Source organism: Psychrobacter sp. 1044 (genome assembly GCF_904846525.1).
Classification (GTDB): domain Bacteria; phylum Pseudomonadota; class Gammaproteobacteria; order Pseudomonadales; family Moraxellaceae; genus Psychrobacter.
In genome coordinates, this window is record NZ_CAJHAZ010000001.1 from 138,458 (window position 1) to 160,824 (window position 22,367).

General features: G+C 42.2%; 18 protein-coding genes and 1 tRNA gene. 8 read left to right on the plus strand and 11 right to left on the minus strand.

Going from position 1 to position 22,367, the window contains the following annotated elements; genetic code table 11:
- Positions 1 to 421: 421 nt before the first annotated feature.
- Positions 422 to 1,921 (minus strand): sodium/proline symporter PutP, encoded by a 1,500-nt coding sequence (putP, locus tag JMX82_RS00570; protein ID WP_045446819.1) that lies wholly within the window; start codon positions 1,919 to 1,921, stop codon positions 422 to 424.
- A gap of 477 nt (positions 1,922 to 2,398) precedes the next feature.
- Entirely contained in the window at positions 2,399 to 3,271 is an 873-nt protein-coding gene (locus tag JMX82_RS00575) for a LysR family transcriptional regulator (protein WP_045446822.1), read from the minus strand.
- A 411-nt stretch (positions 3,272 to 3,682) separates the two neighbouring features.
- On the opposite strand from JMX82_RS00575, the gene leuC reads away from it, so the two are divergent.
- The 6 genes from leuC (at position 3,683) to JMX82_RS00605 (ending at position 10,215) form a co-directional block, all read left to right on the plus strand.
- Positions 3,683 to 5,101 (plus strand): 3-isopropylmalate dehydratase large subunit, encoded by a 1,419-nt coding sequence (leuC, locus tag JMX82_RS00580; RefSeq protein WP_201538927.1) that lies wholly within the window; start codon positions 3,683 to 3,685, stop codon positions 5,099 to 5,101.
- Positions 5,102 to 5,126: 25 nt separating this feature from the next.
- The gene (locus JMX82_RS00585; RefSeq protein ID WP_201538928.1) at positions 5,127 to 5,591 is read left to right on the plus strand and encodes a hypothetical protein; all 465 of its coding nucleotides are present in this window, start codon (positions 5,127 to 5,129) and stop codon (positions 5,589 to 5,591) included.
- Between the two features lie 47 nt (positions 5,592 to 5,638).
- The gene (gene leuD / locus JMX82_RS00590; protein WP_201538929.1) at positions 5,639 to 6,289 is read left to right on the plus strand and encodes a 3-isopropylmalate dehydratase small subunit; all 651 of its coding nucleotides are present in this window, start codon (positions 5,639 to 5,641) and stop codon (positions 6,287 to 6,289) included.
- Between the two features lie 141 nt (positions 6,290 to 6,430).
- Positions 6,431 to 7,180, plus strand: a complete 750-nt coding sequence (locus JMX82_RS00595) for a hypothetical protein (RefSeq protein WP_201538930.1) — start codon at positions 6,431 to 6,433, stop codon at positions 7,178 to 7,180.
- Positions 7,181 to 7,481: 301 nt separating this feature from the next.
- Positions 7,482 to 8,585: a 3-isopropylmalate dehydrogenase gene (leuB, locus tag JMX82_RS00600; protein WP_201538931.1), complete on the plus strand. Its 1,104-nt coding sequence runs from the start codon at positions 7,482 to 7,484 to the stop codon at positions 8,583 to 8,585.
- A 433-nt stretch (positions 8,586 to 9,018) separates the two neighbouring features.
- Positions 9,019 to 10,215, plus strand: a complete 1,197-nt coding sequence (locus tag JMX82_RS00605; protein ID WP_201538932.1) for a L,D-transpeptidase family protein — start codon at positions 9,019 to 9,021, stop codon at positions 10,213 to 10,215.
- 304 nt (positions 10,216 to 10,519) lie between these two features.
- Here the strand turns inward: JMX82_RS00605 and infA are convergent, their stop codons facing one another.
- The 7 genes from infA to dinB all read right to left on the minus strand — a co-directional run bounded on the left by infA (position 10,520) and on the right by dinB (position 19,071).
- Positions 10,520 to 10,741 carry a translation initiation factor IF-1 gene (gene infA / locus JMX82_RS00610; RefSeq protein WP_045446828.1) on the minus strand — a complete coding sequence of 74 codons (222 nt, stop codon included), beginning with the start codon at positions 10,739 to 10,741 and terminating at the stop codon, positions 10,520 to 10,522.
- 121 nt (positions 10,742 to 10,862) lie between these two features.
- Complete coding sequence (gene truA / locus JMX82_RS00615) at positions 10,863 to 11,702, minus strand: tRNA pseudouridine(38-40) synthase TruA (protein ID WP_201538933.1); 840 nt, start codon at positions 11,700 to 11,702, stop codon at positions 10,863 to 10,865.
- A gap of 73 nt (positions 11,703 to 11,775) precedes the next feature.
- Positions 11,776 to 12,861, minus strand: a complete 1,086-nt coding sequence (locus JMX82_RS00620) for an asparaginase (RefSeq protein ID WP_201539046.1) — start codon at positions 12,859 to 12,861, stop codon at positions 11,776 to 11,778.
- 191 nt (positions 12,862 to 13,052) lie between these two features.
- On the minus strand, positions 13,053 to 14,681 hold the full coding sequence (locus JMX82_RS00625; RefSeq protein WP_201538934.1) for a FimV/HubP family polar landmark protein: 1,629 nt from the start codon (positions 14,679 to 14,681) through the stop codon (positions 13,053 to 13,055).
- Between the two features lie 51 nt (positions 14,682 to 14,732).
- Complete coding sequence (locus JMX82_RS00630) at positions 14,733 to 16,487, minus strand: FimV family protein (protein ID WP_201538935.1); 1,755 nt, start codon at positions 16,485 to 16,487, stop codon at positions 14,733 to 14,735.
- A gap of 111 nt (positions 16,488 to 16,598) precedes the next feature.
- Positions 16,599 to 17,819 carry a tRNA preQ1(34) S-adenosylmethionine ribosyltransferase-isomerase QueA gene (queA, locus tag JMX82_RS00635; RefSeq protein ID WP_201538936.1) on the minus strand — a complete coding sequence of 407 codons (1,221 nt, stop codon included), beginning with the start codon at positions 17,817 to 17,819 and terminating at the stop codon, positions 16,599 to 16,601.
- A 166-nt stretch (positions 17,820 to 17,985) separates the two neighbouring features.
- A complete protein-coding gene (gene dinB / locus JMX82_RS00640) occupies positions 17,986 to 19,071 on the minus strand; it encodes a DNA polymerase IV (RefSeq protein WP_201538937.1) in 1,086 nt (361 codons plus the stop codon).
- A gap of 508 nt (positions 19,072 to 19,579) precedes the next feature.
- Here dinB and JMX82_RS00645 point away from each other — a divergent pair.
- The gene (locus tag JMX82_RS00645; RefSeq protein ID WP_201538938.1) at positions 19,580 to 19,825 is read left to right on the plus strand and encodes a hypothetical protein; all 246 of its coding nucleotides are present in this window, start codon (positions 19,580 to 19,582) and stop codon (positions 19,823 to 19,825) included.
- A gap of 65 nt (positions 19,826 to 19,890) precedes the next feature.
- On the opposite strand, the gene JMX82_RS00650 is transcribed toward JMX82_RS00645, so the two are convergent.
- Positions 19,891 to 19,976 (minus strand) — tRNA-Leu (locus JMX82_RS00650).
- Positions 19,977 to 20,119: 143 nt separating this feature from the next.
- Entirely contained in the window at positions 20,120 to 20,893 is a 774-nt protein-coding gene (locus tag JMX82_RS00655) for a ferredoxin--NADP reductase (protein WP_193012877.1), read from the minus strand.
- 509 nt (positions 20,894 to 21,402) lie between these two features.
- Between JMX82_RS00655 and tsaA the strand changes: the two genes are divergently transcribed.
- A complete protein-coding gene (gene tsaA / locus JMX82_RS00660) occupies positions 21,403 to 22,335 on the plus strand; it encodes a tRNA (N6-threonylcarbamoyladenosine(37)-N6)-methyltransferase TrmO (RefSeq protein ID WP_201538939.1) in 933 nt (310 codons plus the stop codon).
- The last annotated feature ends 32 nt before the right edge of the window (positions 22,336 to 22,367 follow it).

A 22,367-nucleotide genomic window follows, 5' to 3' on the forward strand; every position in this document is an offset into this window, starting at 1 on the left:
GTCATCTTATAAATGATCTTATATATCGATGACCCTATGGTGCTCGGTATTGTGCCAGCGCTAATGGATATCATAACCGCCATACCTCTAACTCTTTAGCCTCGCTGAGGTAGTTCTGATTATTCACTTATCTTTGATATTTGAGGCGCATTATAAATTTATTCAGTAGCATATCTTACACTAACAAGTTAGATGATTAATGACATAGCATAAGTGGCTACAAGCGTGATGATTGAGTGAAAAGTTAACACCTGAATTATGAAATGTTATAGCGCTATTAGCTAAGTATGAGATCTCTAATAGAAATAACCATAGCTTACTTATGTACTAATGTCCTAGGTATTGTATTTAATAGTCATCAATAAAAAACCTCACCAATAGATGGCGAGGTTTTTTTATAGTAATAATTATATCGATAAGCTTATTTATTTAAATTGAGTTCCATTTCTTTAAATTTCGCAGTAACAGAGGCTTTTGGACCGCCTGTCATGATACTTACCGCAAAAATGGCGATTGTACTTAAGATAAAGCCCGGAACGATAGCATATAACCAGCTATTGAGTGCCATGCCGTTCATCTGGAAAGGACCATAAATCCATAGAATAACCGTCAATGCACCAACGACCATACCAGCAACTGCACCGTTACGGTTCATACCGCGCCAGATTAGGCTGAAAATAACCAACGGTCCAAATGCGGCACCAAACCCTGCCCAAGCATTAGAAACCAAATTCAATACTGAGCTTTCTGGATTAGACGCCAGTAAAATGGCAACAACGGCGACAATGATTACGGAAATGCGGCCGACCAATACTTGACGTGCCTCAGGTGCATCTTGATCAAAAAACAACTTATAGACATCTTTAGTCAATGAGCTTGATACCACCAATAGCTGTGATGAGATGGTACTCATAATCGCAGCTAAAATTGCAGCTAATAAGAAGCCTGAAACCAATGGATGGAATAAAAACTGCGTAAATACTAAAAATATGGTCTCAGGATCATCTAAAGTCATCGCTGTCTTTTGAACATACGCACGACCAGCAAAACCTGTCATCAGTGCTCCAATAAGGCTGACAATCATCCAGCTCATACCGATGTTACGGGCAGTAGGGACATCTTTGACTGAGCGAATGGCCATAAAACGTACAATGATGTGTGGCTGACCAAAATAACCCAAACCCCATGCCATCAATGACACAATGCCAAGGATACTCATACCATTAGTAATGTTAAGCAAGCTTGGATCGATATTTCTAACCGCTTGAGTGGTGGCTGAAATACCACCCAGATCAGTGAAAGCGACGACAGGAACAATGACCATCGCAAATAGCATGATGATACCCTGTACAAAGTCAGTCATTGAAACAGCTAAGAAACCACCGAATAACGTATAAGCGACAACAACGCCAGCGGTGACCCATAGACCAGTGCTATAAGAAAGATTCAGTGAGCTTTCGAAGAGTTTACCACCGCCTACTAGGCTTGCAGCAGTATAAACCGTGAAGAATAAAATGATAACCACGGCTGAGATAACACGTAGCATGTGCGACTTATCTTCGAAGCGGTTGGCGAAATAATCGGGTAGAGTGATGGCATTGTCAGCCACTTCGGTATAAACGCGAAGACGCGGTGCCACGATAAGGTAGTTTAAAAATGCACCAAGTGTCAAACCAAGTGCGATCCATATACTCACGACACCGTCAGCATACATATAGCCGGGCAAGCCAAGTAGTAACCAACCTGACATATCTGATGCACCTGCCGATAGTGCAGTGACTGCTGGACCTAAACTGCGTCCTCCTAACATATAGCCTTCAGTATCATTGGCTTGCTTAAAGTAAGCGTAAATGCCAATACCAATCATCACTAAAAAATAGGCGCCAAGTGATACCAGCACGCCACTAGAAACTCCGTTCATATAAATTGTCCTTAACCAACATGGTTGGCGGTAATTATTTTAACTATAAAGATTAAGTGTTATAAGACGATGTCCCAAACAATATCTAAAGACGAAAAAAGCCATTAAGTAGGACATAATGGCTTTTATTCAATATCTGCTGTTAGTTTTATATGATTGATGCTGTTCTAGGGCTAATACGAATTCGCAGTGCTTAGAGATCAATAAAAATGCCATAGTACATCATATCGATTGCTCGCATTTGCGACTCATTTATCAGTATCGGCCACCTATATAACCAATCATTTAAAACCATTAAACCTACTGTTAACCATCATATATTACTCGAAGTGTTCAATATATGACTATCAGTGTTCTTATAGTAAATTTTTGTTATAAAAACAACGTCAAGCGTATTATAACGCATGAGGGTCATAAATGCGAATAGCGTGCTTTTTAGATTCCATAGCACGCTCTAATCCTCATTTAGCGAGAGTCTTATTCAATAGGCGCTAACAAGTCTAACAAAGCTGTAACGCTGCTAGATTGCGTCAATTTCGGATTGATAACCACACCCAAATAGCGCTGTAACTCTATATTGTCTGCCATATCGATACGTTCTAAATCCTGACTGATCATGGTTTGCGGTAATACAGACCATCCCAGACCAACAGAAACCAGCATGCGAATAGACTCAAGAGGATTGGTGCTCATCGTGGCATAAGGTTTCAGATTGTGCTTGGCGAATTCAGCCAAGGTAATTTGACTGGTAAAGGTGTTGGCAGACGGTAAAATAGCAGGATAGCGTGCCAATTGCTCTAGTGTCACATTAGATTTGGTCGCTAAAGGCGATAGCGTACCTGTCATAAAGTAAAGAGGGTCTGACCATAGCGTATGATAGGTCAAGCGCTTATCATAAACGGGCGGCAATGTTAAAAATGCTAATGATAAATCGCCATCGAGTACGGCTTTGTGCGCTTTTTCTGAATCGACGAAATGTACTTCTAGTTGTACGGCAGGATAAGCTTGGATAAAATGCTTAAGTACAGGTGCTAAATGGTGCAAGCCAATATGATGACTGGTGCCGATCACTAATTTACCAGATACGATATGCTGAGAGTGTTGCAGATTAATCTTAAAATTCTCATAATCTTCTAGCCACCGCTTGGCATGCGGCAGCATTTCATTGGCTGCTTGGGTTGGTACAATGCCGCGTCCCACCGTATCAAACAAAGTAATGTTGAATTCATCTTCCAAATTTTTGATGCGTTTACTGACGGCAGGCTGTGTGATAAACAGTTTTTCTGCGGCACCTGAGATGCTGCCAGTGTGCATAACGGTAACGAATGTCGTCAAGTTTGTGGTGTTCAAACGGATGTCCTTAGCTACTTTGCGAGCTATAAATAAAAGTTGGCTGACCCAATCACAATGTATTAGAAATAAAAGTTTGCGTCTGGGCAAAAATCATCAATTATTATTATAGGATTAGCCTGCTATAATCACAAGACATCAAGACGTATTGTGACATATTTATTCTATTAAATTGACTATTTGCAGCTCATCGCACGTTTTAAGCGCTGCTGACGATGCCGCTGCGTATAAAATTTAAAGAAAATTTTTACCATAGACTATAGTTGAGTAAATTTAAAAGTAGTACAAGGTAACCGAGTGTAGATGTATATTTAATACTTCAAGCGAGGTTAACGCAGTAATACTTTTATAGTGGAATGACTATAAGCAAGTAAAAAAACCAGTAATTAGCAACCAATAAAGGATAGCAACATGGCCGGTCAAACGTTATATGACAAACTTTGGAATGCTCACGAAGTCACCAAGCGTGACGATGGTTCGAGCCTGATTTATATCGACCGCCATCTGTTGCATGAAGTGACCAGTCCGCAAGCATTTGAAGGTTTGGAGTTAGCCAATAGAGCACCGTGGCGCCTGTCGGCTAACATCGCCAGTCCTGACCATAACGTACCCACAGTCACTAAAGAGCGTTTAGAAGGCGTGCTTGGTATCAAGGACAAGGTATCACGCTTGCAGGTAGTGACATTGGATGAAAATTGCGCCAAATTCGATATCGCTGAGTTTACGATTAATGATGCTCGTCAAGGCATTTTACACGTCGTTGGCCCTGAGCAAGGTTTGGTGTTACCGGGTATGACGGTTGTTTGTGGTGATTCTCATACCGCTACTCATGGCGCGCTGGGCTGCTTAGCGCACGGTATCGGCACATCAGAGGTTGAGCATGTATTGGCAACGCAGTGCTTGATTCAAAAGAAATCAAAAAATATGCAAATTCGTGTCACTGGTAAGCTTGGTGCTGGCGTGACCTCAAAAGACGTGGTACTTGCTATCATTGCAAAGATTGGCACGGCTGGCGGGACAGGGCATGCTATCGAATTTGCTGGGCAAGTATTTGAAGAGATGAGTATGGAAGGTCGTATGACCGTTTGTAACATGGCGATCGAAGCGGGTGCTCGCGTGGGTATGGTTGCAGTCGATGACACAACCATCGAGTACGTCAAAGGTCGTCCTTATGCGCCAACCTCTGAGCAATGGGCGCAAGCGGAAGCTTACTGGCGTACCTTATATTCAGATGATGACGCGGTATTTGATACCGTGGTTGAGTTGGATGGTAGCCAAATAGCGCCACAAGTCTCTTGGGGAACCTCTCCTGAAATGGTTGTCGATATCACTCAATCTGTACCAACACCTGATCAAGCGGTAGATGAAGCGCAAGAAGAAGGCTGGTTACGCGCTTATACCTATATGGGTTTAGACGCTGGGCAAAAGATTACCGATATCCAGCTTGATCGCATTTTTATTGGTTCATGTACCAATTCGCGTATCGAAGATTTGCGTGATGCCGCCGCAGTCATTAAAGGTCGTAAAGTCGCGGACAATATCAAAGAAGCCATCGTTGTGGCAGGTTCTGGGCAAGTGAAATTGCAGGCTGAAGCAGAAGGCTTAGATGCCTTGTTTACTGAGGCGGGTTTTGAGTGGCGTGAGCCGGGTTGTTCGATGTGTCTTGCCATGAATGCTGATAAGCTTGAGCCACAAGAGCATTGCGCTTCAACGTCTAACCGTAACTTTGAAGGTCGTCAGGGCAATGGTGGTCGTACGCATTTGGTCAGCCCAGCAATGGCAGCTGCCGCCGCATTGGCGGGTCACTTTGTCGATGTGCGTACGTTTTAACTTTGCATTTCTATAGAGCATAAAAATGAAAATGCTGTTTGTTTTATTTTGCTTATTGGGTAGCTCTCAGCTAGCGATGGCTCGTGATTACTGTAATGGAAGATTTGCCTATTGTGTCGATGTGCCAAATCAATTGGCATGGTTGCCTGAGGCAGATAATGGTGATGGTCGTCATTTTAAGTTACCCAACTCTAATGCCACTATTTTGGTCTTTGGGAGTAATACACCAACTGCTTTCTTTTATACCGATAGCGATTATCTAAAAGAGAAGCAGCATCGATATAAAACAGGCATGACAGTTACTTACGAGCTGTTAAAAGATAAAACCTATACAGCAAGCGGCTATAGAAAAGACGGTCAAGTTTTTTATCATGTTATTAAAGTTAAGGATGGTCAGGAAGCAGTATTACATCTGAACTATCCTGAAAGTGAAAAAACTAAAATGACAAGTATTGTTAAACAAATGGCACGCTCTTTTAAGATTCATTAGACCGTCAAAAAAATTTACGTTAGTAATCGATATTTTAAGGAAAATTCATGCAAGCTTATAACACTCAAACTGGCATTGTCTGCCTACTTGATCGCGCAAACGTCGATACCGATCAAATTATCGCAAAACAGTTTTTAAAGTCTATTAAACGCACAGGATTTGGCGTCAATTTGTTTGATGATTGGCGTTATCTTGACGAAGGATATCCGGGGCAAGACAATAGCACACGCGTTATCAATCCAGAATTTGTGCTAAATAAGCCGCGTTATCAAGGCGCGACGATTTTGCTGGCACGCCGCAACTTTGGTTGTGGTTCTAGTCGTGAGCATGCGCCATGGGCGTTGTCTGAATATGGTTTTCGTACGGTGATTGCACCAAGCTTTGCCGATATTTTTTATAACAACTGCTTTAAAAATGGCATGCTACCAATTGTCTTGGACGAGGCAATTGTAGATACATTAATGAAAGATACGCTTGCTAATGAAGGCTATGAGCTAACCGCAGATCTTGAACGCCAAGTCGTCGTCACCTCAACAGGTGAAGAATATGCATTTGACGTAGATGCTTTTCGTAAACATTGCTTGTTAAACGGGCTTGATGATATTGGTTTAACCTTGCAGCAAAGCGATGCCATTAAAGATTATGAGCATAAGATGATGCAAAAAACACCATGGATATTTAATGATGTACGAGCATAAATCATGAATCTGCAAGCCATTACTCATAAAACTGCTGAACAGTAATAATGTAGCGTTGAGTTATGGCGGTGAACTGGCTAAAATGAAGGGTAGTTTTTTTACGATATTTTATTATTTCTCTCATAAATAGTAGCCGCCATTATGAATAAAAAACGTTATGTTTTATGGACAAGTACGGTTGTTGCCGCAAGCTTATTATTGTCAGGCTGTCAGCTATTGACTGGGTATCAGAAAATAGATGAGGCAGAAAACGCCAAAGCATGGGCAGGTAAGATTAAACCGATTGATGGTGAAGTCAATATTGCCTGTATAGGAACTTATCATTGTGAAATTGCACGGATAGATAAGACACGAGTGATAGGGGCTGATACGCATGAGCCTATCAATCCTACCATGTTGGTCGCGATGCAAGATATGATTGCAAAGGGCAAAAGTCATACCAACAATAAGCATGCACAAACCTCAATGCATGCAAACATAGATATGACACCACTCGCTCATAAAAATGAGATTAAAATTGTACCTTTGTCTGCCTCAGGCATGCCGGGTCTAACCAATTATTATGCGCGGGTAAAACCTGCAAAACGCGAAGTACAGGTGAATTTCTATCCAGAAAACAATCTGGGCTATGTTGAGCGTTTTACTTTAATTCACGATTTTATTGACGCTGATACTTATCAATTACGGGCTTATCAGAAAAAGTCTAACGATAATTCTGGCAGTTTATTAGACACCGCTTCACCACAGCCGCTATGTGTTGATCTGTATCAAGGCAACACTGTACAGCGCCGCTTTTGTAAAGAGCTGTCTGCTGAGCATCAAGGAGAGTTTGTAGAAACTCGTATCGTGAAAGCATTGCCTGCATCATCGAAAGTAAAAGCCAAAGCTTAAAGCCTATTTGAGTTTCAAAAATAGCAAATTGACCACGATTTTTTGTGCTATTGAAGGCACTAAAAATCGTTTTTAGGAAAATATCGTAAATTTGTAGTATTAGGGCGTGTCCTCAATTCAATTGATTATCCTCTAAATGAGTTAAAAATGGCTAAATTTTGCCAAACATCGTTAAATAGCTTATCAATATCTCGATATTATTTGCGCTACTTTCCTTGTTTGACGGCAATTTTTATCACCATTTTTAAAATGAGGACACGCCCTAACATAAATAAAAAACTACCTACCCACAAGGATTAGTATGGCAACGATTTTAACATTAGCGGGCGATGGTATTGGTCCCGAAATCATGACTCAAGCCATTGACGTACTGAATGCGGTCAATAAGAAATTTGCGTTAGATTTGACACTTGAATCTGGATTGATTGGCGGTGTGGCCATTGACGCAACAGGTGAGCCTTTGCCAGATGAGACGCTAGACCGTGCCCGTGCAGCAGATGCGGTGTTGTTAGGAGCGGTCGGTGGCCCTAAATGGGATGGTATTGAACGCAGCAAGCGCCCTGAACGTGGTTTACTTAAAATACGTGGTGAGCTTGGTTTGTTCGCTAATCTACGTGTGGCAAAGCTTTACCCGCAGTTGGTCAATGCGTCTAGTATCAAACCTGAGATTATTTCAGGATTGGATTTGCTTATCGTTCGTGAGCTGACAGGTGGTATCTATTTTGGTGAGCCACGTGGAATACGCACGCTAGAGAATGGTGAACAGCAAGGCTACAACACCATGGTCTATAGCACAAGCGAGATTCAGCGTATCGGCAAAGTTGCTTTTGAATTGGCAAAAACCCGTGCGCAAGCAGCAGACACAGCAGCGAAAGTTTGCTCAGTGGACAAGGCAAACGTATTAGAAGTCACCGAGCTGTGGAAGCAAACGATGACCCAAATGCAGCAAGCAGATTATAGCGACGTGGCGTTATCGCACATGTATGCTGACAATGCTTGTATGCAATTGATCAAGAATCCTAAGCAGTTTGATGTCATGGTCACCGGCAATATGTTCGGTGATATCTTGTCTGATGAAGCTGCTATGCTCACTGGATCTATCGGTATGCTGCCATCAGCCAGTCTTGATGAAGCAGGCAAAGGGATGTATGAGCCGTGTCATGGTTCAGCGCCTGATATTGCTGGGCAGGACAAAGCCAACCCATTGGCGACTATTTTATCGGTTGCGATGATGCTGCGTTATACCTTTAAGCAAGAAGCAGCGGCACAAGCGATTGAGCAAGCAGTGAGTGATGTCCTTGATGACGGTTTGCGTACGCTGGATATCTTGGACAGTAGTGAAGCTAGATTGAAGCAAGTGGGGTGCCAAGAGATGGGTCAAGCAGTATTGGCTAAATTACTCTAGTCCCACTATAGTGATATAGATTGAATTTCACCCTGTTTTATTTCGATAGGGAAAAATTCTAACCTTTATCATTTATCGTCGTTCTAAACCCATAATTTGCTCAGCAAATTATGGGTTTTTTTTATGTTTATTTTAATCACTTTCCATCGGTAACACACTAAACCAGATAGTTGTAAAAAAGTACTTGTTTTAACACAGACACCGCAGGAAAAGGGCTTTATTAACATAAAGCTGTTATATGCTCACAAGGTAATATGACACTATTAACAGCTTACAAACCACTAGAACCACAGACTTTCACGTTAGAAGAGAGCTGATGAAAAGGTGTTTGAGTAAAGTTGGGTAGTAAGGCGTTAAAACTCAAAATAACAAGCCTTGATGACAACACAACAAAATAAAACTTATTATTTTTATAAAAAATTAGGAGCATGAGGTGTATCAATTAAAAAAAATCAGCACAGCAGTAGCGATGATTGGTTTTTCTACGGCAGTTTTCATGGGGCAGAGCGTTGCAGCACCACTGGATAGTGTAAATGCTAATAATCAAGCAACGACCAATAACTCTGACAACCAAATACCGACCAATAACGATGAAGCCAGTATTAGCAAAAACAATGCTAATAAGGCGAATGCTGCTGAAGAGGTCAGCCCTGTGACCAATGGCGTTAGCCAAAAGCTAGCACGTGATAGCAAAACCGCAAATGCTTCGAACAAATTTTTACCTATTATCAAGTATACGACAGACAATTTATCAGTTGCTGCGCAAAAGGTGAATAATGCCACTTGGAAAGAGGGGATGAGTATCGACCGTGTCATCGGTACTAAATTGCAAGCCTTATTAAATTGGCATCACAATGGTGTAGGCCCTGTTGATGGTTATTGGGGAAAAAACACCCGCAAGGCCATGCAAGCGTTTCAACAAGCAAATGGTTTGGCAGTCACTGACACGCTAAACAACGAAACATGGCAAGCGCTGACAAAGAATGAAAAACTCACGGTGCAGCCAGTGCTAGTCAGTTATCAGATAACTGATGGGGATGTTAATATTAAGACGACAGAAATACCAGCTGGTGCTGAAGCCAAATCCAAACTTGAGGGATTGTATTACGAGAGCATCACAGAAGGGCTAGCAGAAAAATTCCATATCAGTGAAAGCTATCTCAAAGCGTTAAACCCTAAGGCTAGCTTTACGGCGGGTGAAACCATCACAGTTTATAATCCTGGCAATCCAAATACTAAGCCTGTCAGTCGAGTTGTTGCTGATAAAGCCACTGAAACGCTATATGCCTATGATGATAAAGACAACTTAGTTGCTAGCTATCCGACTACAGTAGGTAGTACGGCAACACCGTCACCAACAGGGACACATACGGTAGAGGTGAAGGTACATGAGCCTAATTATACTTATACTGCTAAAGACGGTAGCAAGTCTATTCTTCCACCTGGCCCTAATAATCCAGTGGGCTCGGTATGGATTGGGCTTAGTAAGCCTTCTTATGGTATTCATGGTTCACCAGATCCTGACCGTATCAGCCGTCAAGCATCAGCGGGTTGTATACGCCTGACAAATTGGGATGCACTTGCTTTGCTAGGGGTGATCCAAAACGGTGCGACTGTCGAGTTTAAATAATGCCTCACTACTTCTCAATCATGCTACTTATTAATCATGATTTAAAAATTTCAAAGTAAGTCAACTCATAAAATTTAGACAAAAAAATACCGCTGAAATTTAGCGGTATTTTTTATGATAAAAACAAATAACTAAGACTGAATCACTAAAATATTGATAGGCAATAATGAGCAGGTTAGCATTTTCATTATTATTATCAGTTAAACCACCCAAGCGTCTATATCAGCTATCAGCGAAAAGAAGCCATTTAGCAACCAGCTGTATTTATATAAATGCTTTTATAACCATTTTAGTTTATAAGAAATTAGTTTTTGCCACGATAAGTAATACGACCTTTTGATAGGTCATAAGGTGTCATTTCGACCTTAACTTTATCACCTGTCAAGATACGGATATAATGCTTACGCATCTTACCTGAGATGTGAGCAATGATTTCGTGTCCGTTTTCTAAACGAACTCTAAACAGGGTGTTTGGAAGGGTGTCAATGACTTCGCCTTCAAATTCAATAATATCGTCTTTTGCCATAGTTGGTATCAATCAATTAAAAATAAGCCCATATTATACGTAAGTTAGCGGATTAAAGCAATACAGCACTAGGTTTTTACTTGACAGCCTGTAATCGTTATGTATGCTAACTTCTATTTATTCAGTCAGGTAAATTTAGCCAAATGGGGGTTAAAGGAGCATTTGGCAGTCGTTGTTGAAAATGCTCAGGATAGTAAGCATTGATAAAATATAGACCATCACCAGAGGCAGTAGGCGGTGCGATAGTACGATCTTTTTTGGCTAAAATATCTAAAAAGGCTTCTGGCTGCAACTCGTGTCGACCGATGGCATACAAGGTACCCATTAAGTTACGAACCATATGATGCAAAAATCCATCTGCTTGAATATCAAAAACAATAAACTGACCATGGGCAAAGAGTCTTGCGTGACTGACTGAGCGTACCGGCTGATTAGACTGGCAAGCAGCGGCGCGGTAGCTACTAAAATCGTGAGTACCGACGATCTCAGCCGCCGCCAGTTGCATCGCTGCTAAATCGAGCGGTTCATAGATGTGAGTGACTTGGTGATTCAAAATAGCAGGGCGCTGTGCTTGATTCAGCGTGATGTAGCGATAGCGACGGGCAATGGCACCAAAACGCGCATGAAAGTCGTCAGGCATTGGTTGAATCCAGCGCAGGGCGATATCATCAGGCAATAGACTGTTTACTCCGCGCAGCCAGTTATGAGTAGGACGATAGGCACGTGTCGTAAAGTGGGCAATCATATTGCTGGCATGGACGCTTGCATCGGTACGACCAGCCGCGACGACCTCTACCGCCTCATTTGCAACTTTACCGATAGCGGTTTCTAATGCTTCTTGTACGCCTAATACTTCTCGTTGCCGCTGCCAGCCATGATAGCGCGTCCCCAAAAACTCAATTGCAATGGCTAATGTATAGGTTGGGGGCGTTTCAGCGTTGCTGCTGTTAATCTCGGACATGTTAATCTCGGACATGGTTGGTATTGGACATTTTCGTATTGGTTCTTATAAAGTAAACATATTTAACGATAGTCTAACGTTTTTTGATAGTGGTACCCGCCTGATTGACATTGTTCAACCAACGTTGTCTGCGCCGAGTGGGATTGTCATAACGCAGCAGTAGCCATAACAGTCGTGCATAGATAGCGGGAATTGTTAAGCGTCCGCCAGCAATCACATGATACTCATATTGCCAACTACCAGCCGCATAACTGTCACTGACACCGCCAAATGGAGACTGGCTGGCACATATCACCATGTGGCCGTTTTTATAAGCAAGCTCTAGTGCCTCTGCTAGCGCTTGTGAATAAGGAACATTACCTGCGCCAAATCCCAATAAGATAATGCCACATGGCGGCTGTGATAATAATGCCTGTAGCTGGCTAGTCATTACCTCAGTGTCGTTTGGCAAGCAATATAAAGCATGAATGCGTGCTTGCTCAGCTCGAGATTCGATATGGTCAATCATTGATTGCTGATCATCGAGCCAATGCTGGCGGCGGGTATTCGGTAAGTTTTTGATATAACTATTGGCAGGATAGGCAGCTCTGGAGTGACCCGTAAATGCCATCAAATCATGGCTATGAATTTTTTGTACCGTTTGCGCAGGCCAAGACTCACCGCCAAAAGCAATCTTCACACCCGACTCACCAGCAGCAGCCAGTTTTAGTGAATCGCTGAGGTTATCCCATGCGTCGCTATGGTCATCGATATCATAGGAATGTATCACCTCGCTGTCTAACAATGGGCGCATACTACCAGTGACGACTATACAAATATCACTGCCGGCAAACGCTTCTGCTAAAAACGCACCCAAATAACTCAAAGTATCTGTACCAGTGATGAGCACAAAACGCCTGTCGCCTTGTGCATAGGCTGCTAGCAAAAGCTGATAAAAATGTACAAAGTCGTTAGGGGTAAGTTGGCTACTGTCTTTAATTAAGGCATTATCCAGCCATGAGATTTGAGGCAAGTGGTTAGCGTTATCTTGGTCAGTCAATAGCTTTTGTAAAGTCGGTAAGAATATTTCTGCTGATAACGGTGCTAAGGGTCGTCCATAGCTACCAAAAGTACCGCCAGCATAAATGAGTTGGACAGGATTGGATAATGTATTTGTCATAGCAGAAAATGGCATAGTATGAGCCGTAATAAACAAGTATGTGATAAAAAAGAGAGTTTAAGGTTGGATGCTAATAGCTAATAGCTAATAGCGCTCAGTAATAATAAATAGTATAAAGGTTAAATGCAAAAAAAATCAGCAAGTATTCTTAGTGTTATAGAATACTTGCTGACAAAAGAACGATGGGGCTTTTACGCAGTACGATCTAGTAATACTTTTGCTTGATTCTGTTGCTCACTAGTGCCCTGAATTAATACCTCATTCAATAAGCGTTTGGCACTGTCGTATTCACCCAATTGTAAATATTGGCCTGCCAAATCTAGCGTAACTTGAGTGCTATCTAATGATTTGACAAAGTCAAAGTCGGCCGCAAAGCGCGAGGAAAAGTCTTCTGCTGTTTCAGCAGCATCTCCGGCGGTAAGGGTAGACTCATCCTCAATTGGAGCAACTGGGCTGAGTGCTGTTGAAGAGTGAGTATCGAATTCATTGTCTAATAAAGAGTTATCATCGAACAGCAACGGGGCTGTCGGTGTGACACTAGATTCTTCAGCAAGAGCATATTCTGAATCATTATTATCAAGCGATTGTGCTTCGAGATTAATATTTTCAAAGCTCTCAGTTTCAAAGCTCTCAGTTTCGAAACGATCTTCTTCAATAATGAAGTTATCAGTATCACTATTTTCTTCAAGTACAGGCGCTTCGCTTTCTGTTAATGTTTCTATGTTGTTTGGCGCATCGAGACTGTCTAAAGACAACGTGAAATCATTTTCTTCGTCATTCTGGACAGTGTTGATAGAAAATGCTTCAGCAGTTTCGTCAACACCTTTATCGACATCAGTTGCTAGATCATCAAAGTCTAAAATGAACGCGTCATCTTCTAGCGTCATTTCATCGTTAATACTATCAGAGCGGTCTGCAATGACAGAATCCGTTGCCTGCGCATCAGTTTCTTCAGATGAATCAAAGCTGAAGTCAAAATCACTAAGATCATTGAGATCATTATCTTCTGCGGACACCGCGACATCATTATCAGTTATGTCGATATTGGCAGTGTTCAGGCTTTCATCATCTGTCATCTCTAATGATGACGTGACTGGCGTCGTATCAGTCGCCTCAGATGCGCTAATATTACTCTCTAAATCACTCAGCGTAAGATCAAAGTTATCCTCTACATTGTCGCTAGTAAGACTGGCCTCATAAGATGTATTTGTTACTGCCGAATTAGACATGCTGTCGTCTATCAGCGTACTACGGTTATCTTCAGAGGTTGCTGGCTGATCAGATAGCGCGTTCTTACTATCGATTTGATTAATCGGTAAGTCAAAATCTATGCTTTCAAAATGGCTATTATCTTCTACGGGTGCCTCTTTTGCTGCGACTTGATTTTGCTCTTCCGAAAATAAAGCTTTTAACTCATCAGCTAGCGCAAGACTTTTTGGGTCGTTTTGCGTCTTGATGGCATCATAAACTTTGTTAAAGTTCTCTGGCTGATTAATAGTCGCATATATGCTGAGTAATTTAACAGATAATTGGCCATCATTCGGTTTTTCGCTTAGGCCGCGACTGAGGGTTTCAATAGCTTTGTCATAACGCTGTTGATCCATGAATCGCTGGGCAATCGTAATATGATCAAACTTATTGTCATCATCTTTGTGGCTTTGGGCAGGAGTTTTGTGATCCGTTTTTGGCATCGGAGCTGGCGTAGTGGTACTCATTCCCGGCTGCGCTGAGGGCTTTTGCGCTTTCTTTTTGTACAATAGTAAACCGGCTACTATTAGAATAAGTACCAATCCGGCGATGATATATAGCATATTGTCCATAGTTACTCCCACGCCTATGATCACAGCACACTGCGTTGATCAGTTAGGCAATTATTGATTGCGTAGTTTTTTGAGACGAGCTTGGAGCTCAGCCAGTTTTTGGTTTTGTAATTGAATTTTTCTTGTATAGCTATCAAGTGCACTGCTGGTTTTTGACAGCTGCTGAGCTTGAGCTGCCGTACTTTGTCTTGAGGCCTTGAGCGTGGCTAATATATCTGTGCTGAGACCATTACCTGTTGCCGCTGCTGATGTTGCTTGGGTGCCATCTGCGTTGCCATTACGACCAGGTGCGAGCACTGAAAATTGTGCTTTTGGCAGCGTTTGTGTTTTAGTAATCATGGGTTTTTTGCGCTGTTTAGCGACTTGATTTGTTTCAGACGGTTTTTTAGAGGGTGCTTTTGCGGCCTTTTTTACCACAGGTGTGTTTGCTCTGCGGCTATATTGTCTTTGCGCCTCAATCGCCGCTTCTAGTTTTTGTTGTGATGGTACAACATCGTAACTGGGCAAGCTAAGCTTGGCATCCGCTTTGAGTTGACCCGCGTCTTTATTAATAAAGGCGTCAGGGTTTTGCTTCTGAATCTGCTTCATTACTGTTTGAATGTCTAAGTTATTTTCTTGCGCAATTTGCTGTGCAATAATCCATAGACTGTCGTTGCGCTGTACTTGATATTGGGACGCAGTAGTAGTGCTGGCTGCCGTACTGATAGAGGCGTCGTTGGTGACACTAGATGGAACAGTGGCGACAGCTGTATTGTTGGTATCAAGACTGGCTTTTGGTGTACTCGCTTTGTTGTCACTCGGCGTTGGCATAATAGGAGAAGCAGTCATCATGCCAGCTTCTGATTTGCTACTCGGCTGTATCTGGCGAGTGACTTGAATATTCAAAATATCGAGCTGTTTATCAGTGACAGCTGTAGCAGACAGACTATTATCTATTGGCATGGTCTTATTATTGACTAGGGCTGTATCATTCGCTACATTCTTAGCAGAATTGAGGTCGATATTGCTATTACCCATTGTCGTAACATTGCCATTTGCACTCAAGCGACCATTGTCTAATCGACTGGTTGGATTACGATCATTGTCGTTAGCGCTAAGAGTGTTGTTAACGTTGTTTAAACGACCGTTATCTAGCCGGCTAGGCGCATAAGCAAGATTGTTGCCTTGCGAAGTAGGAGTCGTTGTAGGTGCTTGGATATTAGGTGCTGGCAATTTAGACATCACCAACTCGCTCGTTGACGAGTGAGTAGTCGCTAGTATGGGCGATAATGTTAATGGCGGCGGTGCACCTTCTCTAACAGTCAACGGTTTAGCCGTATTAGAGGACACACTGGGTAGATTGGGTTTTTTTGCGCCAGTAACGATGTTTTTAGGCGTGTCAATGGGCAAACGGCTATTGAGCGGCATCAACAATGTCTTGGGAATGACGTTGCGTTGACCCTTATCATTTATGTTTAAAACCACATCAGCAAAAGGTGTAGATACAGGTTTTGAGGTAGTAATAAATACTTGACCGCTGGTCGCTGAGGTAGGTTTAAAGCGTACGGTCATCGAATCAGTTTGGGCTAAGCCCATTTGCTGATAAATAGTAGAGTTTGCCAAACTTGCTGAAAAGTCAGCGGCTCGAATATCACTGACCACAATGCTCGCAGCTAGCGGCTCATGCTGGGCAGAGGTCACAACAGTCTTGCCAATCGTTGCAGCTTGTGCACTCGATACGAGAGCCGCATAGCCTACGGAACAAAGTAGTGCCATCGAGACCGCGCGATGTACCGTAGTCAACCGATGAGATAAATGACAAGACATGTGCAGACCTTTAAGATATAAGTTATCTGTGCTGTTATAACAAAATACCATTTAGTTTACCAGTTTATTTCACAACTGTTGTGGACAATACAAAAAATGTTTGAGTATTGTTTAACCTCGCTTTCTGTCGAGCAGCATTGCATCGCCATAACTAAAGAAGCGATAGTGTTCTTTAATCGCATGTTGATAAGCATGCTCAATGGCATCTTTACCCGAAAATGCCGACACCAGCATTAACAACGTTGATTTGGGTAAATGGAAATTGGTTAATAGTCGATCTATCACACCAAACTTAAACCCTGGGTAAATGAATATATCGGTATCACCTGACCAGCTGGAGAGAGGCTGCCCATTAACGGCTGTTTTTTGATAAGCCGTTTCGAGCACGCGTGTGACCGTGGTGCCAATAGCGATGACTTGTTTACCATTCGCATGGGTTTGATTGATGAGCTCAGCGGTTGCTTGTGGTAAATGTGCATACTCACTATGCATGGTGTGATTGAGCAAGTTGTCCGTTTTTACTGGCGCAAATGTACCAGCGCCAACGTGCAAAGTCACAAAAGCAGTACGAATACCTTTTGCCGCAAGTTCACTCAGTACCGATTCATCAAAGTGTAAGCTTGCAGTCGGTGCAGCCACACTCGCAAGCTTGGTTGGATCATGAAAGACCGTTTGATAACGAGTATTGTCTGTCTCATCCGCATGGCGTTCAAAGTAGGGGGGAATAGGCAGCTCACCATAAAGCTCTAAATGCGGCAAGATCGGCGCATCAAACGCTAAAATAAATAAGTTGTCTTGACGACCAATCATCACCGCCCTCATATGACCGTCAGCAAGCTGCAAGTGTTGTCCAAGTTTGAGCGCTTTACTGGCTTTAACATGGCAAAGTGCAATATGTTCTTGATTCACGGGTTTGTCATTTGCAGCTTCTACAGATTTTTCAGCCTCTATATATAAAGTCGCTGTCTCTAAATCTGAGATATCAACCAAACGTTCAATCAATACTTCAAGCTTACCGCCAGTATCCTTTTGTCCAAAAAGACGCGCTTTCATCACCTTTGTATCATTAAATACAATCAAATCACCTTCATTTAATAACTCAGGTAACTCAGTGAATAAGCGATCTTCTACAAGCGTAGAGTTTTTTTGATTATTGGCGGGCAAATACAAAAGTTTTGAGGCAGAACGCTGTGAGAGAGGATAGCGTGCAATCAGGCTATCTGGCAGCTCATAATCATAGTCATCAACGCTCAAATAACTCAAATCATTGTTGTTTTTTTCGGCATCAATTGAGGCGGCAGTAGTAGGGTCTATAGTGTGAAAATCGGTCATAATCAATCTTTAAATGAATGTAAATTTTGGCGTAATTGTAGCAGAAACGATGTCATGAAAGGACAGTTTAGTAACGACTCATGCGCACAAAACGGTTTGCATATTAAATAGCCTAAGCATTAATTGTTAGAATGAATAATTAACAAAAGCAATGAGCGTCAGTATGTTATTCAAACAAATTTAACTGCGGCAACAATTGGGCGGCAGGTGCCAATGAAGAGAAAGTAACACCGACTAAGCGGATAGGTAGCTCACGAGGAATGTCTAAAAACAGTTTGTCCAACCAATAATGGGCAGAATCAGCACTGTTAAAGGCAGTCGATAGCGTGTGTGAGCGGGTGATTTGAGTGAAGTCTGCGTATTTAACTTTTAGAGTAATGGTATAGGCGACCAGCTGTTTTTGTTGCAGTTGATGAAAGGCATCGGCATTCTGTTCATAAATTTGTATACGTAATTCATGGTTATTACTTAGATTGTCTTTGAATGTGGTCTCAGAACCCACAGATTTATGCGCGCGCTCAGATTTGACAGCACGCTCATCACGCCCATGGGCGATATCATGATAAAACTGCCCACGCTTGCCGAACTCCTGCACCAATACAGCCGCTTGCATTCGCTTGAGATCCGCGCCAGTACTTACACCCATCGCATGTAAGCGCTTGGCAGTGGCTTTACCAATACCATGAAAGCGCTCGATAGGTAGCGTACTGATAAAGGCATCAGCGTCCGCTGGTGTGATAATGGCCGTACCATTGGGCTTATTGATATCAGAGGCAATTTTAGCCAGCATCTTGTTAAACGACACACCTGCTGAGGCCGTTAATCCAGTATGCGCTAGTATTTGTGCCCTTAGCCAGTTCGCCATCAAGGTCGCTGAACCTTTATGGACTTGTAGCCCTGTAACATCGAGATACGCCTCATCTAGAGACAATGGTTCAACATGTGGCGTTAAGCGGTACATAATCTGGCGAATATCGCTACTAACTGCACGATAAACCTCAAAACGTGGCCTAACAAAAATGACTTCTGGGCAACGTTTACGCGCCTCATAACAAGACATGGCAGAGCGTACACCGAATTTACGTACCTCATAGCTGGCTGCTGCGACCACACCGCGACCACTTGGATCGCCACCAACCACCAGTGGCTTACCGCGCAGTTCAGGAAAGTCACGCTGCTCCACACTGGCATAAAAAGCATCCATGTCTATATGAATGATTTTACGGGGGCTAGCATTTATAGAAGTTGTCATACTCACTATTTTACCTGATTCAAGCGCTTTGATTGAGTATCAAAATTTAAATTTATCGATAGACTCCTTTGCTAGGTTAGCAGGACGCTAGCAATGATATATGAATAATTTTATATGTCATAAATCTTATATATCATAGAGTTAGTTAATAATAAACAGTAGTATTAATTCAAAAAAATCGTATTTAGCAAACATATTTTTGCTATTGAATTGTTTAGGTCTGCTGTAAATCAAACTCATTTGTACTCTTGCACCACCTGTCCTATCAACCTCACCGTTTGTCATAAATCTCACATTTAGATGTTACAGTTTTGATTCTGGTGTTTTACAATATAGTATCCGCGCTAATGGATGACTGTAAAACAATAAGTAATGCCTTGTGCGCCTCTATGACCATGTAAAAAGGACATTGCTTATCGCTCATGCCAAGATCGAAAATGGAGTTTTGGTAAAATTAACTCTTTAAGGGCTTGATGTTAGAGAGTTTAGAATGACTAAGGAGCTGATGATGAATAATGAACTAAAAGGGAGCGATTTAACAAGAGCGATGCTAGCACGCGGCGATAAAAAAGTATGGTGTGCGGTTTGTGATGATAGTGATGAGCAAGCAATGATGGATCATTGTGGTAATGATTTTACGGCTTATATCGTGTCATTTCGTGACGGACATTTTTATTGCAATGCTGGCATGCCGTGGGAGTTTGCCGTGCCCATTAAGATAATTGCGGTGCTGCAATCTGAAATAGAAATGTAAGTATAGCAATAATATTACCGGCACAAAAAAACCTCCTAATGAGGAGGCTGATTTGTTACTAATATTGGTACCAGTGGTCGGACTCGAACCGACACGCTTATTAGGCAACGGATTTTGAATCCGTCATGTCTACCAATTCCATCACACTGGCATGTTAGAAGATAAGGTCTATTAGATAGAGATTATCGAATTGGGCTACAGGGTTAACTCTGTATAGGCTGCGTATTATAGCAGCCTATTTTTATCCGTCAAGAATTATTTGATATAATTTTCAATTAAATCAAAAAAAATGGTTTAGCCTACAAAAGCACGTTCAACGGCATAATCTGCTTGGACACCCATGCGTGGTGAAACGGTCAAACCAAAATCGTCCAAAATCGCTGAAACTTCAGCATTAAATGGCATGCTACCGCAGATCATGACACGGTCGTCTTCTTTATTCATCGGTGGTAAGCCAATGTCTTCAAAGAGCTTTCCTGAGGTCATTAAGTCAGTCACGCGACCTTGATTTTTGAACTCCTCACGAGTCACTGTCGGGTAGTAAATGAATTTTTCACGGTACCATTCACCAAAGATCTCGTCGTTAGGTAACTCATTTTCAAACATATCACGATACGCCAAATCATCGACATGGCGCACACCATGTACCAAGATGATTTTTTCAAAGCGTTCATAGACTTCAGGATCACGTGCCAATGCTAAAAATGGCGCCAGTCCAGTGCCTGTAGAGAGCATATAAAGATTTTTGCCAGGCAGTAAATCATCTAGTACCAAAGTGCCCGTTGGTTTTTTGCTGACCAACAGCTCGTCACCGACTTTAATATGCTGTAAGCGCGAGGTTAATGGGCCATCTTGAACTTTGATAGAAAAGAATTCTAAGTGATCTTCGTAGTTCGGGCTAGCAATCGAATAAGCACGCAATAGCGGTCTGCCATCGACAACGATTCCGATCATCGCAAATTCGCCATTACGAAAGCGCAGGCCATCGTCGCGAGTTGTCTTGATGCTAAATAGAGCGTCATTCCAGTGATGAACCTCTGTGACCGTTTCGGTGCGAAGTTTTGACATAAAGTCCTCGTTAATAAGTTGCTATCGGTTTTATTAAGTTTAAATGAGTGTTAAATTAAAATTTTCAATGAAAAAGGGTATAGAAGGGTAGTAAATTTTCAATCACTATTGGAACAGCCAATCGTTTAAAACCTCTGTCACGCAAAGTAAGTAGCATAGCCGATGTTTTAATCAATGTTGTGGGGCAATATTCTAACATCTTATTAAGCATTTAAAATCAGGAGAGGGACTGATAAAGTCTAAGGATAGATATGATTTAATCTGTCTCCTGTCAAACCACGACAATGGCTGTTGCTGTAGATGGCTTATAAGGTTTGAAAAATAAAGGCTCTCATCGAATTTATGGCTCATAATACCAAAATTTAAAATAAAAATCCGTCTGGCAGCGGCGATGCGGCATGATAAAATGGAATATCGTTAGTGAGTAATTTTGTATCACTGGATAATATGCGCTAAACGTTCTCATAAAAGCAGATGCTTACTATTGAACGGCTTTTTGGAGAAACATGATGTCCGATGATAATATCTCTTTGGCGGGTTACCACCATGCGCCAATGATTGGCTACCATCGTGCGCCGCTATCACAGAAATTTGGTGCGCCACGCCAGCCGAATTTGGTTGCGCTCACCAGTATCATTGAGATGATAGCGCCTTATGACTCGCTAGCAGCATTTGCCGGTTTAGACGCGTTCAGCCATATCTGGATCAGTTGGCAGTTTCATCATAACTATACCAATAAAGACACTCATATTGGCAAAGGCGGCACGGGCTTTCGTGCGCAAGTCCGCCCACCAAGGCTCGGTGGCAATCAAAAAATAGGGGTATTCGCCAGTCGCAGTATGTATCGACCCTCAGCACTTGGGTTATCTGTCGTCAAGCTTGAAAGTATCGAGGTTTGCGATGGGCGCGTGTTACTTATTATTAGCGGTGCCGATATGATAGATGGTACGCCGATTATCGATATTAAGCCCTATGTCGCTTATAGCGATGCGCTCAGCAATGCAAAAAGCGGGTTTGCACCAACTGCGCCAGATTTATTAGAGATAATTATTACGGAGTCTGCTTACGAGCAATTTATGACGTTGGTTGACGCTGGACGATGCGATAAAAATGACAATGACAATGACAATGACAATGACAATGACAATGACAATGACAATGACAATGGGACTGAGACTGAGACTGAGAATAAAAATAATAAGAAAGCTATTCATGCAAAAAATAATAGTGTAGCGACGCTTATTCAACAAATGCAAGAGCAGTTGCTCATTGCTGATATCGAGACTATTAAAGCATTAATTGCGCAAGACCCGCGTCCAGCTTATCGTCGCGCGGAGATCAATACGCCGTTTGTCATGCGTTATAAGTCTGTTGATGTGAGCTTCCAGTTGGTAGAATCAGGGCAATTGCAGATAATGGCTGTTGTGAAAGTGAGCTTGTAGCGCCCAGTGACGCCATTACTGCCGCATGAATT